Genomic DNA, 12,693 nt, shown 5'->3' on the forward strand with positions numbered 1-12,693 from the left:
CCGCTCCAGCCCATCCGGTAGAACGGTAAGCGCTCTCCATTTCAGGCGGGCAAAAAAACGCCCCGGCATTCCTGGCGGGGCGGCTGCGATTTCGCAAAAGACGGTATTCAGTTTCGGCCGGAAATCCGGCCCAGCGCACGCGTCAGGCGCTTGAGCATTTCGTCGATGTTCCCATGGCTGACCGTCAGCGCTGGTGAAAAGCGCAGACAGTGCGCTTGCGGCGCGTTGATCAGCAGGCGCTCCTTCAGCGTCGCCTCCAGCACCGCCGGTGCCGACAGGCCGACCAGCGGCAGGCCATGGCCGCACAGCGGACCGTGACCCTACCAGTGGGCCAGTTATGCCAGCCCCCCCACAGCTGCTCGCCGGCCGCGCGGACGTGCTCAAGAAAGCCCGGCTCCAGCACGGTGTCGAGTACTGCCAGACCGGCAGTAGTCGCCAGCGAATTGCCGTGGCAACTGCCGACCAGACCGCCCGACTCGAAACAGCAGGCGTTGCCGCGGGCCAGCAGGACTGCCAGAGGCATACCGCCACCCAGTCCCTTGCCGAGCGCGACGATGCCGGCACGCACGCTATACAGCTCCTCGGCCAGTAGCGTGCCGCAACGTCCGATCCCGGGCTGCGCAGACGCCCTGCCCGAAGCCGACAAGGCACCCCAGGTACTGGCGCGGGAGTCGCTGAGCGCCGTGACGATGCGCCCGGCACCACCGCGGATGCCGCTACCCCCACTTGCGCGCCAGCCTGATCGCTGTCGGTAGCGTGGCACAAACGCGTGGCCAGCTTGAGCATGCCGAGGTTGTAGTACCCCGGCCCCGGGTTGATCAGGTTTTCCGCCTGACGTCGCAGGGCACTCACCAGCCCGCTCGGACTGTGCCCTAGACTGCTCGCCGCCAGCTCCTGGGTTAAGTCGAGGTAGGCATTGCCCTCGACACCTCACAGCCACGCGCCCTGGCCGCGCACACGTCACGGTGCACATCACCCGCGCAAGCCAAGGCATCACGCATCGTACGAGTCCTAGCGGTGGCAGTCGTTTATTGGCAATGGCTCCAGACACTGGCGCCCTGACCAGACGCTCAGGCAACGGGCGCTGCTGTTCAGTCCACTGACTATTTCTTCAGCTTTTCCTATGAATAGCCTTGATGCCATCGCCTGATACAAGACTCAGTCCGGCCTCCAAAGCACTGTAAACATGTCTATGGGCGCTAGAATAGGGGGTATCGACACTCAGGACTATTTCGATTTTCCAGATTTATTCATAAGAGAAAATTATGGATTTTCGCCAGCTACGCTATTTCGTCGCACTTTATGAGGAAGGCCATGTCGGACGGGCCGCGGAGCGTCTGAGCCTCTCGCAACCAGCGCTCTCGCAGCAGATCCGCCATCTGGAGACGGACCTTGACGTCTGCCTGTTTCAGCGCACCGGCAAGCGCCTGCTGCCGACCCTGGCCGCGCAGACCTTGTACAACCATGCGGTGCCGCTGCTGGAGGGCCTGGAGCGCGCCCGCGATGCGCTGCGCGCCTTTCGCGGGCAAGCAGCGCGCAGCCTGGCAGTCGGCGTGCTGCAGACGGTCAGCACCAGCCTGGTGCCGCTGCTGCTGGAGCGCCTGCGCCAGGCACAGCCCCACCTGGTGGTACAACTCTACGAACTGTCCGGCATCGATATCGAACGGCGCCTGCTGACCGGCACCCTGGATATCGGTATCGGCTTCCTGCCGCCACGCCAACCCGGGCTGCACAGCCTGCCGCTGTACGAGGACGAGCTGCAGCTGGTGCTTCCGGAGAACCATCCGCTGAAGGACTTCAAGAAGGTTTCCCTGGCCCAGGCGGCGGAGCTGCCGATGCTGCTGCTCGGCGAGGAGTTCCGTGTACGGCAGATCTGGCAGGAACAGCTCGGCATGCTCGGCCGACGCCCACAGGTACAGGCCGAGCTGAACCACATGAACAGCATTCTTGACAGCCTGCCGCAGACAACCCTGGCCACGGTACTGCCGGGCTGCTCGCGACCGCCGCACAGCCACCCGGAGCTGCTGTGGAAGCCGCTCAGCGAACCGCGCATACCGTTGAAGGTGGGACTGGTCTATCGCGATGTACAGCGCCAGCAGGGCATGCTGGACCTGCTGCACTCGCTGCTGGAGGGGATGCCTGGCCCTCACCAGGGCTATGGCTGAACAGGAGTGCGCCCCTGTCGAGCGCACAAAAAAGAAAACCCCGCAGAGCGGGGTCTTGCAGACTGATTCTGACATCCGTGACTATCCGCCATCCTGGCAGATCATCCCTGAATCGTCCTTGAGTCGCGTAGCGCACCCTGCGCACATCATCCGTGACCGTCGCCTTCCTGGCGATCGTTTCTGAGCTCCCCGACGCATCCTGCGCCAACCATCCCTGGGTACCACCATCCTGGTGAAATCCTCGATGACATCCTTGCCGTTCGATGCGCCTCCTGCGCGACCTCCCTATCATCCGCCCTCCTGGCGGAACCTACGACGCCGTCCGTGTTTTTCAGTGCGCTTCCTGCTGCGCGACGCCCTTGAGCAATAGAATAGGCATGCCCTCGCCAGGTAAACAGTCGTGATCACCATCACACCATGTAAGCCTTTACCTACAAGCCTCACCGAGCCGCCGTCCGGACAGTCCCGCCCCATGCTCAAGCAATCTGGCACACCTGATGCTAATAACCTGACAAAGGGTTTCGGGGACCCTGGTACAGGCAGGCCGGGAACTCCCCTCTTTTATTCCTCCAGGCGCCCTTCCCGGCGCTCGGCCCAACCTGCGACAGGCAGGAAAGCGCCAAGCACCCTCCTCCGGTGCCGCCGAGCTGCCCGGCCTTTCCGCAGCCCGCACAGCCAGCGGGCAAGGACAGCGCTTCAAGCACAGCAGCGGTGCACCAGCAGGATAGAATGCCGCCCTCCCCGCCTGGAGCTGCGCATGTTTCACATCATCCTCTTCCAACCGGAAATTCCGCCGAACACCGGCAACATCATCCGGCTCTGCGCCAATACCGGCTGCAGCCTGCACCTGATCGACCCGCTGGGCTTTGAGCTGGACGACAAGCGCCTGCGCCGCGCCGGCCTAGACTACCATGAGTACGCCACCCTCAAGCGCCATGCCGACCTCTCCGCCTGCCTTGGGAGCCTCGGCCAACCGCGAGTGTTCGCCTTCACCACCAAGGGTTCGCAGCCCTATCAAAGCGTGAGCTACCGGCGCGGCGATGCCTTCCTGTTCGGCCCGGAAAGCCGCGGCCTGCCGCAGGAGATCCGCGAAAGCCTGCCGCCGGAGCAGCGCCTGCGCCTGCCGATGCGCCCCGACTGCCGCAGTCTGAACCTGTCGAACACGGTGGCGGTAGCGGTCTACGAGGCCTGGCGTCAGCTCGATTTCGCGATGGAGTGAGCGGGTACAAAAAAGCGCCCCAGTGGGGCGCTTTTTTCGGCGGGACTTCGGCCTTACTGCACCGAGGTCGGCGCCTGGCCTTCGGCCTGCATGCGTGCCAGCTCCTGGGCGTAGAGCACGTCGAAGTTCACCGGAGCCAGCATCAGGGCCGGGAAGGAACCGCGCACGACCAGGTTGTCCAGAGCCTCGCGGGCATAGGGGAAGAGCAGGCTCGGGCAGAAGGCGCCCAGGGTGTGCCCCATGGCCTCGGCGTCCAGGCCCTTGATCAGGAAGATGCCGGCCTGCTGCACTTCTGCGATGAAGGCCACCTCCTCGTCGGTCTTCACCGTGACCGAAAGGCTCAGCACCACTTCGTAAAAGTCGCCGCCGTCCAGCGGCTTCTGCTTGGTATTCAGGTCCAGCTGGACGCTCGGTTTCCAGTCCTGGCGGAAGATCTCAGGGGCCTTTGGAGCCTCGAAGGAGAGGTCGCGCACGTAGATGCGCTGCAGGGAAAATTGCGCGTTCTGGCCGTCTTGTGCGGCGCCGTTGCTAGCTTGTTCAGTCATGGCAGAGCCTTGTCGGTTTACGGATTCAATCCTTGAGCAGCGCGTCCAGACGGCCCGCACGCTCCAGGGCATGGAGATCGTCACACCCACCCACGTGGGTGTTGCCGATCCAGATTTGCGGCACCGAGGTGCTTCCGGCCGCCTTGCGGATCATTTCCGCATGCAGCTCCGGCCTGCCGTCGACGCCGATCTCCTGGTAGGCGACACCTTTCCCGTCCAGCAGTTGCTTGGCGCGAATGCAGTAGATACAGGTGCGCCTGGTATAGATGACAACGTGCGGCATGGTTCCCTCACTTCACCACTGGCAGGTTGTCCCCACGCCAGGTGCTCATGCCACCGGCCAGCCTGGCCACGCTGAAGCCGGCCTTCTGCAGATCGCGGCAGACGGTACCGGCGTGCTGACCCATGGCATCGACCACGATGACGGTCTTGGCCCTGAACTTCTCCAGTTCGGCCATACGGCTGGCCAGCTTGTCGTAAGGAATGTTGAAGGCATCGACGATGTGCCCGGAGGAGAACTCCTTGTGGGCACGCACATCCAGCACCATGCCCTGCCCGCCGTTGAGCAGCGAGGTCAGCTCGCCGCTGCTGAGGGCACGGCCACCGCGACGCAGCTCGGTCACCAGCAGCAGGACCAGCAGGACGGCCAACAGGCCGACGAGGAGATAGTGGTTGGAAGCGAATTCAATCAGCTTGGGGACCATCGGAAGTTCCAGAGCGGTAAAATCCCGGCAGTATACACAGCCCCCCAAGCCGGCTGAACCCGCCGGCTCGGCGGCAGTCAATGGCAATGACGCTGCGCCCTGCGAGGCAGTAGACTGTCGCCCCTTGCCCGCCCAGACCTGCCGGGCGCCCCACATCACCGCATCATCAGAGTCGAAACCATGACTGCCAACCCCAAACCGCTGGTGCTCATCATCCTCGACGGCTTCGGTCACAGTGACAGCCCCGCCTACAACGCCATCCATGCCGCCAGCATGCCGGTCTACGACCGCCTGCTCGCCAGCCACCCCCACGGCCTGATTTCCGGCTCCGGCATGGACGTCGGCCTGCCCGACGGCCAGATGGGCAACTCCGAGGTCGGTCACATGAACCTCGGCGCCGGCCGCGTGGTGTACCAGGACTTCACCCGCGTCACCAAGGCCATCCGCGACGGCGAGTTCTTCGACAATCCGGCCATCTGCGCCGCCGTCGACCAGGCGGTCGCCGCCGGCAAGGCGGTGCACATCCTCGGCCTGCTCTCCGAAGGCGGCGTGCACAGCCACCAGGACCACCTCGTCGCCATGGCCGAGCTGGCCGTCCGGCGCGGTGCGGAGAAGATCTACCTGCATGCCTTCCTCGACGGCCGCGACACCCCGCCGAAGAGCGCCCAGGCGCCCATCGAACTGCTCGACGCCACCTTCGAGCGTCTCGGCAAGGGCCGCATCGCCAGCCTGATCGGCCGCTACTTCGCCCTGGACCGCGACAACCGCTGGGACCGCGTCGAGGCCGCCTACAACCTGATCGTCGATGGCACCGCCGAGTTCGCCGCCGACAATGCCCTGGCCGGCCTGGAAGCCGCCTACGCCCGCGGCGAGAGCGACGAGTTCGTCAAGGCCACCGCCGTCGGTGCGCCGGTCAGGGTCGAAGACGGCGACGCCGTGGTGTTCATGAACTTCCGCGCCGACCGCGCCCGCGAGCTGACCCGCGCCTTCGTCGAGACGGATTTCTCGGGATTCGAGCGCCAGCGCGTGCCGCAGCTGGCCGGCTTCGTCACCCTCACCCAGTACGCGGCGAGCATCCCGGCGCCCTGCGCCTTCCCGCCCTCGGAGCTGACCAACGTGCTCGGCGAGTACCTGGCCAACAACGGCAAGACCCAGCTGCGCATCGCCGAGACCGAGAAGTACGCCCACGTCACCTTCTTCTTCTCCGGCGGCCGCGAGGAGCCTTTCGCGGGCGAGGAACGCATCCTCATCCCCTCGCCACAGGTCGCCACCTACGATCTCAAGCCCGAGATGAGCGCGCCGGAGGTCACCGACCGCATCGTCGAGGCCATCGAGCAGCAGCGCTTCGACGTGATCATCGCCAACTACGCCAACGGCGACATGGTCGGCCATACCGGGGTGTTCGAGGCGGCGGTCAAGGCGGTCGAATGCCTGGACGCCTGCCTCGGGCGCATCGTCGCGGCCTTGGAGAAGGTCGGCGGCGAGGCACTGATCACCGCCGACCACGGCAACGTCGAGCAGATGGAGGACGAGGCGACCGGCCAGGCGCACACCGCGCACACCTGCGAGCCGGTGCCGTTCATCTATGTCGGCAAGCGCAAGCTGCGCATCCGCGACGGCGGCGTGCTGGCCGATGTGGCGCCGACGATGCTGAAGCTGCTCGGCCTGCCGCAGCCCAAGGAAATGACCGGACGGCCGCTCGTCGGGCCGGCCTGAACCGGCAAGCTACGCGGGCAGGCCTTCTGCCTGCCCGCCGGCCGTCCGAAGCCGCGGCAACGGCTTGCAGCCTGACGACACATTTTTAGGCATACTTATGCCGATCCACTCCCCCGATGCCGCACGCCATGCACCGTATCCTCTCCGCCCTGATCCTCGCCCTCGCGCTCAGCCCGGCGTTCGCCGACGAGCGCAGCGATACCCTGCAGCAGTTGGAACAGGTCCGCCAGGACATCGCCAAGCTGCAGAAGCTGCAGGAGCAGTTGAGCCAGGAAAGGAGCGGCGTGCAGAAGGAGCTGGGCAAGACCGAGCGGGAGATGGGCGACCTGGAAAAACAGGTGCGCGAGCTACAGGATGAGCTGGACAGCCGCGAGCGGGAGATCCGTCGTCTCGACCAGGAAAAGCAGACGCTCCAGAACGCCCGCGACGAACAGCAGCGGCTGATCGCCGTCCAGGCCCGCGCCGCCTACCAGAGCGGTCGCCAGGAATATCTCAAGTTGCTGCTCAACCAGCAGCAGCCGGAACGCCTTTCCCGCACCCTGACCTACTATGGCTACTTCAATCAGGCACGCCGGGAGCAGCTCGAAACCCTCGACGCGACTCTGCGCCAGTTGGCCGCGGTCGAGCAGGACATCGCCACGCAGCAGGCCCGGCTCGGCGAACGCAAAGGCGAGCTGGAGCTGCGCCGTGAGCGCCTCGCCGACGTCCGCGAGAAGCGTCGGCAGATGCTGGCCCGGTTGAATCGGGAGTACGCCAGCGGCACGCAGAAACTCAAGGCCCGCGAGGAAGAGCAGGCCGAACTCGGCCGCGTGCTGCAACACATCGAGGAAACCCTCGCCCGTGAAGCCGAAGAGGCGCGCCAGCGCGCCCTCGCCGGACAGCGCCGCCAGCAGGAGCTGGAGGAGCAGCGCCAGCGCGCCAGGAGCGCCGCCCTCGCCAGTGATGGCCCGCTGCTATCCAGCCAGGAGACCGTCCCCGACGGCCCCTTCGCCCGTGCGCGCGGCAGCCTGCCATGGCCGGTCGACGGCCGCCTGCTGGCCCCCTACGGCTCGCCACGCAGCGAGGATGCCCGCACCCGCTGGGATGGCGTCCTGATCGGCGCCAGCGCCGGCAGCCCGGTGCGTGCCATTCATGCCGGACGCGTGGTGTTTGCCGACTGGCTGCGCGGCTCGGGCCTGCTGGTCATTCTCGACCACGGCAATGGCTACCTGAGCCTCTATGGGCATAATGAGAGTTTATTGAAAGGAGCCGGCGACATGGTCAAGGCCGGCGAGCCGATCGCCACGGTCGGCACCAGTGGCGGGCAGGACATGCCTGCGCTTTACTTCGCCATCCGCCAACAGGGCCGCCCCAGCGATCCCGCCCTGTGGTGCCGCGCGCAGGGATAGCGCTGCTTTCACTCGAGGAGTTCGTTTTCATGCCGCACTTGTCCCGTTCCCTCTCGCTGGCCCTGGCCGCCGCCCTGGCGCTCGGCGCCCCCTTCCTGCACGCCGAGGAGGCGCCTGCACCAGCCGAGGAGGCGTCTGCGCCAGCCGAGGAGACGTCTGCGCCAGCCGCCGAGACGCCAGGCAAGCCCCTCCTGCCGCTCGACGAGCTGCGCACCTTCGCCGAGGTACTGGACCGGATCAAGGCCGCCTATGTCGAACCGGTGGACGACAAGACCCTGCTGGAAAACGCCATCAAGGGCATGATCAGCAACCTCGACCCGCACTCGGCCTACCTCGAACCCAAGGAATTCCTCGACCTGCAGGAGAGCACCAGCGGCGAATTCGGCGGCCTCGGCGTCGAGGTCGGCATGGAGGACGACCAGCTAAAGGTGGTTTCGCCGATCGACGACACGCCGGCGGCTAAAGCCGGCATCGAGGCCGGCGACCTGATCGTCAGGATCGACGGCCAGCCGACCAAGGGCATGTCCATGCTCGAGGCCGTGGACAAGATGCGCGGCAAGCCCGGCAGCAAGATCGAGCTGACCCTGGTCCGCGAAGGCGGCAGACCGTTCGAGGTCGAGCTGACCCGCGCAGTGATCAAGGTCAAGAGCGTGAAGGGCCAGCTACTCGAGTCCGGCTACGGCTACCTGCGCATCACCCAATTCCAGATCAATAGCGGTGAAGAGGTCAGCAAGACGCTGGCGCGCCTGAAGAAGGAAAACGGCGGACAGCAGCTCAAGGGGCTGGTGCTGGACCTGCGCAACAACCCCGGCGGCGTACTGCAATCGGCGGTCGAGGTATCCGACCACTTCCTCACCAAGGGCCTGATCGTCTACACCAAGGGGCGCATCGCCAACTCCGAGCTGCGCTTTTCGGCCGACCCGGCCGATGCCAGCGAAGGCGTGCCGCTGGTGACGCTGATCAACGGCGGCAGCGCCTCGGCCGCGGAGATCGTCGCCGGCGCCCTGCAGGACCATAGGCGCGCGGTGCTGATGGGCACCGACAGCTTCGGCAAGGGCTCGGTGCAGACCGTGCTGCCGCTGAACAACGACCGCGCCCTGAAGCTGACCACCGCCCTCTACTTCACCCCCAACGGCCGTTCGATCCAGGCCCAGGGCATAGTGCCGGACATCGTGGTGGAGCGCGCCCGGCTGACCCAAGACGCCCAGCCGGAGCACCTGCGCGAAGCCGATCTGGCCGGCCACCTGGGCAACGGCAACGGAGGACCGGACAAGCCCAGCGGCAAAGCCGGCCAGGGTGGCGCGCGCCCGCAGGACGACGACTACCAGCTGGGCCAGGCACTCAACCTGCTCAAGGGGCTCAACCTGACGCGCGGGCAATAGGCCGCGCACCGAACGGGTGGAAAGCCGCGCCAGCGCTTTCCACCCGGCGCCGCCAGGAGGTTCAGCGCACCACGACGCCGCAGCCGGCCAGATAGGCCTTGGCTTCCGGAACCGTGTATTCGCCGAAGTGGAAGATGCTCGCCGCCAGCACCGCGTCGGCCTTGCCCTCGAGGATGCCGGCAGCCAGGTGCTCGAGGGTGCCGACGCCACCGGAGGCGATTACCGGAATGCCCACCGCCTCACTGATGGCGCGCGTCACGCCGAGGTCGAAACCGTTCTTCATGCCGTCCTGGTCCATGCTGGTCAGCAGGATCTCGCCGGCGCCGTAGCCTTCCATCTTCCTCGCCCAGGCCACCGCATCCAGCCCGGTGGGCTTGCGTCCGCCGTGGGTAAAGATCTCCCAGCGCGGCGACTCGCCCGGGCCGGACACCTTCTTGGCATCGATGGCGACGACGATGCACTGTGAGCCGAAGCGCTCGGCGGCCTCGCCGACGAACTCCGGATTGAACACCGCGGCGGTGTTGATCGACACCTTGTCGGCGCCAGCATTCAGCAGGTTGCGGATGTCCTGCACGGTGCGCACACCACCGCCGACGGTCAGCGGAATGAACACCTGGCTGGCCATGCGCTCGACCGTGTGCAGGGTGGTGTCGCGCCCCTCATGGCTGGCGGTGATATCGAGGAAGGTGATCTCGTCGGCGCCCTGCTCGTCGTAGCGGCGGGCGATTTCGACGGGGTCCCCCGCGTCGCGGATGTTCTCGAACTTGACGCCCTTGACCACGCGGCCGTTGTCCACGTCGAGGCAGGGGATGATGCGTTTTGCCAATGCCATAACGGTGCTCTCTTGGGCGTTGAGTTTTCGATTCGATGGTTCCCACGCTCCCGTGAGGGAGCCGGGGGCGATCAGCCCTTGAGGCCGTCGCACAGCGCCTGGGCTTCGGCCACGTCCAGGGTGCCCTCGTAGATCGCCCGGCCGGTGATGGCGCCAACGATGCCGGGCGCACGGGCGTCCAGCAGCTTCTGGATATCGCCGAGGTTGTGCATACCGCCGGAGGCGATCACTGGGATCTTGCTCGCCGCGGCCAGGGCGGCCGTGGCTTCGACGTTGCAGCCCTGCATCATGCCGTCTTTGGCAATATCGGTATAAACGATGGCGGCCACCCCGTCAGCCTCGAAGCTCCGGGCCAGATCGACGACCTGCACCTGGCTGACCTCGGCCCAGCCGTCGGTGGCGACGAAGCCGTCCTTCGCGTCCAGGCCGACGATGACCTTGCCCGGGAAGGCGCGGCAGGCCTCGCTGACGAACTCCGGCTGCTTGACCGCCTTGGTGCCGATGATCACGTAGCCGACTCCGGCCTTGACGTAATGCTCGATGGTTTCCAGCGAGCGGATACCGCCGCCGATCTGGATCGGCAGGCCCGGGTAGCGCTGGGCGATAGCGGTGACCACCTCGCCATTGACCGGCTGGCCCTCGAAGGCACCGTTGAGGTCGACCAGGTGCAGGCGACGACAACCAGCCTCCACCCACTTGGCGGCCATGCTCACCGGGTCGTCGGAGAACACCGTGGAGTCGTCCATGCGGCCCTGCCGCAGGCGCACGCAGGCACCGTCCTTGAGATCGATTGCGGGGATAATCAGCATGTCTTTTTCCTAACGTCAAAAGAGCTGCAAGCTACAAGCGCCAGGCTGCAAGCCTGTCCGCGCTCCACTTGCAGTCCGTAGGGTGGAAAACCGCGCAGCGTTTTCCACCACGAGTCCTGCAAGCGCCCTACCAGCGCCCATCCCAGGCGGCGAAGTTCTGCAGCAGTTGCAGGCCATGGGTGTGGCTCTTTTCCGGGTGGAACTGCACGGCGAAGCGCGAGCCCTCGGCCAGCGTGGCGGCGAAGTCGACTCCGTAGTGGCCGCGACCGACCACCTGGCGCGGATTGCCGGCCTCGATGTAGTAACTGTGCACGAAATAGAAGCGGCCCTTGTCCGGGATGTTGTGCCAGAGCGGATGGTCGATGGTCTGAACGACCTCGCCCCAGCCCATGTGCGGTACCTTGAGGCGTTCGCCGTCCTCGACCAGGCCCTTGCCGAAGAAGCGCACCTGGCCGGGGAACAGGCCGATGCAGTCGACTCCGCCGTTCTCCTCGCTGCGCTCCATCAGCGCCTGCATGCCGACGCAGATGCTGAGGAACGGCCGGTCGACACTCACCTCGCGGACCAGCGCATCGAAGCCCAGCCGACGGATTTCCGCCATGCAATCGCGAATCGCGCCGACACCGGGGAACACCACCCGGTCGGCCTCGCGGATGGTCTGCGCGTCGCTGGTGATCTGCACCCGGCCGGCGCCGACGTGCTCCAGCGCCTTGGCCACCGAGTGCAGGTTGCCCATGCCATAGTCGATCACGGCTACCGTCTGCATCACAGGCACCCCTTGGTGGAGGGCATCTGCCCGGCCATGCGCTCGTCGGGCTCCACGGCCATGCGCAGGGCGCGGCCGAAGGCCTTGAACACCGTCTCGATCTGGTGGTGGGTGTTGCTGCCGCGCAGGTTGTCGATGTGCAGGGTCACCTGGGCGTGGTTGACGAAGCCCTGGAAGAACTCCTGGAACAGGTCCACATCGAAGTTGCCGACCATGGCGCGGGTGTAGGGCACGTGCATCGAAAGGCCGGGGCGGCCGGAGAAGTCCACCACCACCCTTGAGAGCGCCTCATCCAGCGGCACGTAGGCATGCCCGTAGCGGACAATGCCCTTCTTGTCGCCGACGGCCTTGGCGAGGGCCTGACCCAGAGTGATGCCGACGTCTTCCACGGTATGATGGTCGTCGATATGCAGGTCGCCCTGGCACTCGATATCCAGGTCGATCAGGCCGTGGCGGGCAATCTGGTCAAGCATGTGCTCGAGGAAGGGCACGCCGATGGCGAACCGGGCCTTGCCGGTGCCGTCCAGGTTGATCGAGACCTTGATCTGGGTCTCCAGGGTGTTGCGCTCGACGCAAGCCGTACGTTCGGCCATCCACAGCTCCGCTAGTCGTGGGACGAAAGGGCGTCATTATAGGCGCAAACCCGAAGCCTGGATAAGCCGTCTGGCGCGGCCCGCCTGGTGCGCGGACGGACTCTGCTGGTTATCCTTACCGCCCCAGCAAGCGACAAGGCCTCAGGAAACCATGCCCGTCCACGTCGAAACGCTCACCACCGCCAGCCCGCAGGACCGCCTCGATCTGGCGAAAATCTACGCCGATGCCCCCGACTGGTTGCTGGCCCCCCATGCCGATGCCGAACGGCTGATCGCCGCCGGGCTCGAAAGCGGCACGCTGATCGCCGGCCGCTTCAACGACCGCCTGCTCGGCGCCGCACTGCTGGAGAGGAATGACGAGCACTGGCGGCTGTCGCACCTCTGCGTGCGCCGGATCACTCGCGGCCGCGGTGTCGCCCGCCGCCTGCTCGACGAGGCCCGGCGTCTCGCCGAGGCGGCCGGCAAGCCCCTGCACCTGGCGGCCCCTGCGGACCAACTGGAAAGCCAGGCCCTGGCCGCCCGCACTCAGCTGCCGCTGGACGCCCTCTGAGGCCCTCGCCGGCGCGCGGCCGCC

Annotated in this window: 15 protein-coding genes; 6 read left to right on the plus strand and 9 right to left on the minus strand. The window is 66.1% G+C overall.

Features of this window, described 5'->3' with window-relative positions; all coding sequences use genetic code 11:
• Positions 1 to 107: 107 nt before the first annotated feature.
• Together ACYVD0_RS06160 and ACYVD0_RS06165 are read right to left on the minus strand one after the other, a co-directional pair.
• The gene (locus tag ACYVD0_RS06160) at positions 108 to 263 is read right to left on the minus strand and encodes a hypothetical protein (protein ID WP_460425997.1); all 156 of its coding nucleotides are present in this window, start codon (positions 261 to 263) and stop codon (positions 108 to 110) included.
• Entirely contained in the window at positions 245 to 763 is a 519-nt protein-coding gene (locus ACYVD0_RS06165; protein ID WP_460425998.1) for an aminotransferase class III-fold pyridoxal phosphate-dependent enzyme, read from the minus strand. The genes ACYVD0_RS06160 and ACYVD0_RS06165 overlap by 19 nt, the downstream gene beginning before the upstream one ends.
• Positions 764 to 1,265: 502 nt before the next feature.
• Here ACYVD0_RS06165 and ACYVD0_RS06170 point away from each other — a divergent pair.
• Together ACYVD0_RS06170 and trmL are read left to right on the plus strand one after the other, a co-directional pair.
• Positions 1,266 to 2,165: a LysR family transcriptional regulator gene (locus ACYVD0_RS06170; RefSeq protein ID WP_460425999.1), complete on the plus strand. Its 900-nt coding sequence runs from the start codon at positions 1,266 to 1,268 to the stop codon at positions 2,163 to 2,165.
• 757 nt (positions 2,166 to 2,922) lie between these two features.
• On the plus strand, positions 2,923 to 3,384 hold the full coding sequence (gene trmL, locus ACYVD0_RS06175) for a tRNA (cytidine(34)-2'-O)-methyltransferase (RefSeq protein WP_460426000.1): 462 nt from the start codon (positions 2,923 to 2,925) through the stop codon (positions 3,382 to 3,384).
• Between the two features lie 53 nt (positions 3,385 to 3,437).
• Here trmL and secB read toward each other — a convergent pair whose 3' ends face one another.
• The 3 genes from secB to ACYVD0_RS06190 are packed head-to-tail and all read right to left on the minus strand — an operon-like array spanning position 3,438 to position 4,633.
• The gene (gene secB, locus ACYVD0_RS06180) at positions 3,438 to 3,929 is read right to left on the minus strand and encodes a protein-export chaperone SecB (protein WP_460426001.1); all 492 of its coding nucleotides are present in this window, start codon (positions 3,927 to 3,929) and stop codon (positions 3,438 to 3,440) included.
• A 25-nt stretch (positions 3,930 to 3,954) separates the two neighbouring features.
• On the minus strand, positions 3,955 to 4,212 hold the full coding sequence (gene grxC, locus ACYVD0_RS06185; RefSeq protein ID WP_460426002.1) for a glutaredoxin: 258 nt from the start codon (positions 4,210 to 4,212) through the stop codon (positions 3,955 to 3,957).
• 7 nt (positions 4,213 to 4,219) lie between these two features.
• Positions 4,220 to 4,633 (minus strand): rhodanese-like domain-containing protein, encoded by a 414-nt coding sequence (locus ACYVD0_RS06190; RefSeq protein ID WP_460426003.1) that lies wholly within the window; start codon positions 4,631 to 4,633, stop codon positions 4,220 to 4,222.
• 180 nt (positions 4,634 to 4,813) lie between these two features.
• Here ACYVD0_RS06190 and gpmI point away from each other — a divergent pair, with 180 nt between their 5' ends.
• From gpmI to ACYVD0_RS06205, 3 genes are all read left to right on the plus strand, one after another.
• On the plus strand, positions 4,814 to 6,349 hold the full coding sequence (gpmI, locus tag ACYVD0_RS06195) for a 2,3-bisphosphoglycerate-independent phosphoglycerate mutase (RefSeq protein WP_460426004.1): 1,536 nt from the start codon (positions 4,814 to 4,816) through the stop codon (positions 6,347 to 6,349).
• 128 nt (positions 6,350 to 6,477) lie between these two features.
• On the plus strand, positions 6,478 to 7,737 hold the full coding sequence (locus tag ACYVD0_RS06200; RefSeq protein ID WP_460426005.1) for a murein hydrolase activator EnvC family protein: 1,260 nt from the start codon (positions 6,478 to 6,480) through the stop codon (positions 7,735 to 7,737).
• Between the two features lie 29 nt (positions 7,738 to 7,766).
• A complete protein-coding gene (locus ACYVD0_RS06205) occupies positions 7,767 to 9,119 on the plus strand; it encodes a S41 family peptidase (RefSeq protein WP_460426006.1) in 1,353 nt (450 codons plus the stop codon).
• 61 nt (positions 9,120 to 9,180) lie between these two features.
• Here ACYVD0_RS06205 and hisF read toward each other — a convergent pair whose 3' ends face one another.
• The 4 genes from hisF to hisB form a co-directional block, all read right to left on the minus strand.
• The gene (gene hisF / locus ACYVD0_RS06210; protein WP_460426007.1) at positions 9,181 to 9,951 is read right to left on the minus strand and encodes an imidazole glycerol phosphate synthase subunit HisF; all 771 of its coding nucleotides are present in this window, start codon (positions 9,949 to 9,951) and stop codon (positions 9,181 to 9,183) included.
• Positions 9,952 to 10,022: 71 nt separating this feature from the next.
• On the minus strand, positions 10,023 to 10,760 hold the full coding sequence (gene hisA / locus ACYVD0_RS06215; RefSeq protein ID WP_460426008.1) for a 1-(5-phosphoribosyl)-5-[(5-phosphoribosylamino)methylideneamino] imidazole-4-carboxamide isomerase: 738 nt from the start codon (positions 10,758 to 10,760) through the stop codon (positions 10,023 to 10,025).
• Positions 10,761 to 10,887: 127 nt separating this feature from the next.
• Positions 10,888 to 11,526, minus strand: coding sequence for an imidazole glycerol phosphate synthase subunit HisH (gene hisH / locus ACYVD0_RS06220; RefSeq protein ID WP_460426009.1), 639 nt, complete (start codon positions 11,524 to 11,526; stop codon positions 10,888 to 10,890).
• On the minus strand, positions 11,526 to 12,119 hold the full coding sequence (hisB, locus tag ACYVD0_RS06225; RefSeq protein WP_460426010.1) for an imidazoleglycerol-phosphate dehydratase: 594 nt from the start codon (positions 12,117 to 12,119) through the stop codon (positions 11,526 to 11,528). The genes hisH and hisB overlap by 1 nt, the downstream gene beginning before the upstream one ends.
• Before the next feature lie 151 nt (positions 12,120 to 12,270).
• Here hisB and ACYVD0_RS06230 point away from each other — a divergent pair, with 151 nt between their 5' ends.
• Positions 12,271 to 12,669 carry a GNAT family protein gene (locus ACYVD0_RS06230; RefSeq protein ID WP_460426011.1) on the plus strand — a complete coding sequence of 133 codons (399 nt, stop codon included), beginning with the start codon at positions 12,271 to 12,273 and terminating at the stop codon, positions 12,667 to 12,669.
• Positions 12,670 to 12,693: the final 24 nt, after the last annotated feature.

It is taken from the genome of Azotobacter armeniacus, assembly GCF_054779355.1.

Bases quoted from the DNA above. Each gene is read 5' to 3' on its own strand.
- secB (WP_460426001.1), bottom strand. From the start codon at position 3,929: ATGACTGAACAAGCTAGCAACGGCGCCGCACAAGACGGCCAGAACGCG.
- hisF (WP_460426007.1), bottom strand. From the start codon at position 9,951: ATGGCATTGGCAAAACGCATCATCCCCTGCCTCGACGTGGACAACGGC.
- trmL (WP_460426000.1), top strand. From the start codon at position 2,923: ATGTTTCACATCATCCTCTTCCAACCGGAAATTCCGCCGAACACCGGC.
- hisB (WP_460426010.1), bottom strand. From the start codon at position 12,119: ATGGCCGAACGTACGGCTTGCGTCGAGCGCAACACCCTGGAGACCCAG.
- ACYVD0_RS06230 (WP_460426011.1), top strand. From the start codon at position 12,271: ATGCCCGTCCACGTCGAAACGCTCACCACCGCCAGCCCGCAGGACCGC.
- ACYVD0_RS06205 (WP_460426006.1), top strand. From the start codon at position 7,767: ATGCCGCACTTGTCCCGTTCCCTCTCGCTGGCCCTGGCCGCCGCCCTG.
- gpmI (WP_460426004.1), top strand. From the start codon at position 4,814: ATGACTGCCAACCCCAAACCGCTGGTGCTCATCATCCTCGACGGCTTC.
- hisA (WP_460426008.1), bottom strand. From the start codon at position 10,760: ATGCTGATTATCCCCGCAATCGATCTCAAGGACGGTGCCTGCGTGCGC.
- grxC (WP_460426002.1), bottom strand. From the start codon at position 4,212: ATGCCGCACGTTGTCATCTATACCAGGCGCACCTGTATCTACTGCATT.
- ACYVD0_RS06190 (WP_460426003.1), bottom strand. From the start codon at position 4,633: ATGGTCCCCAAGCTGATTGAATTCGCTTCCAACCACTATCTCCTCGTC.
- ACYVD0_RS06170 (WP_460425999.1), top strand. From the start codon at position 1,266: ATGGATTTTCGCCAGCTACGCTATTTCGTCGCACTTTATGAGGAAGGC.
- ACYVD0_RS06200 (WP_460426005.1), top strand. From the start codon at position 6,478: ATGCACCGTATCCTCTCCGCCCTGATCCTCGCCCTCGCGCTCAGCCCG.
- hisH (WP_460426009.1), bottom strand. From the start codon at position 11,526: ATGCAGACGGTAGCCGTGATCGACTATGGCATGGGCAACCTGCACTCG.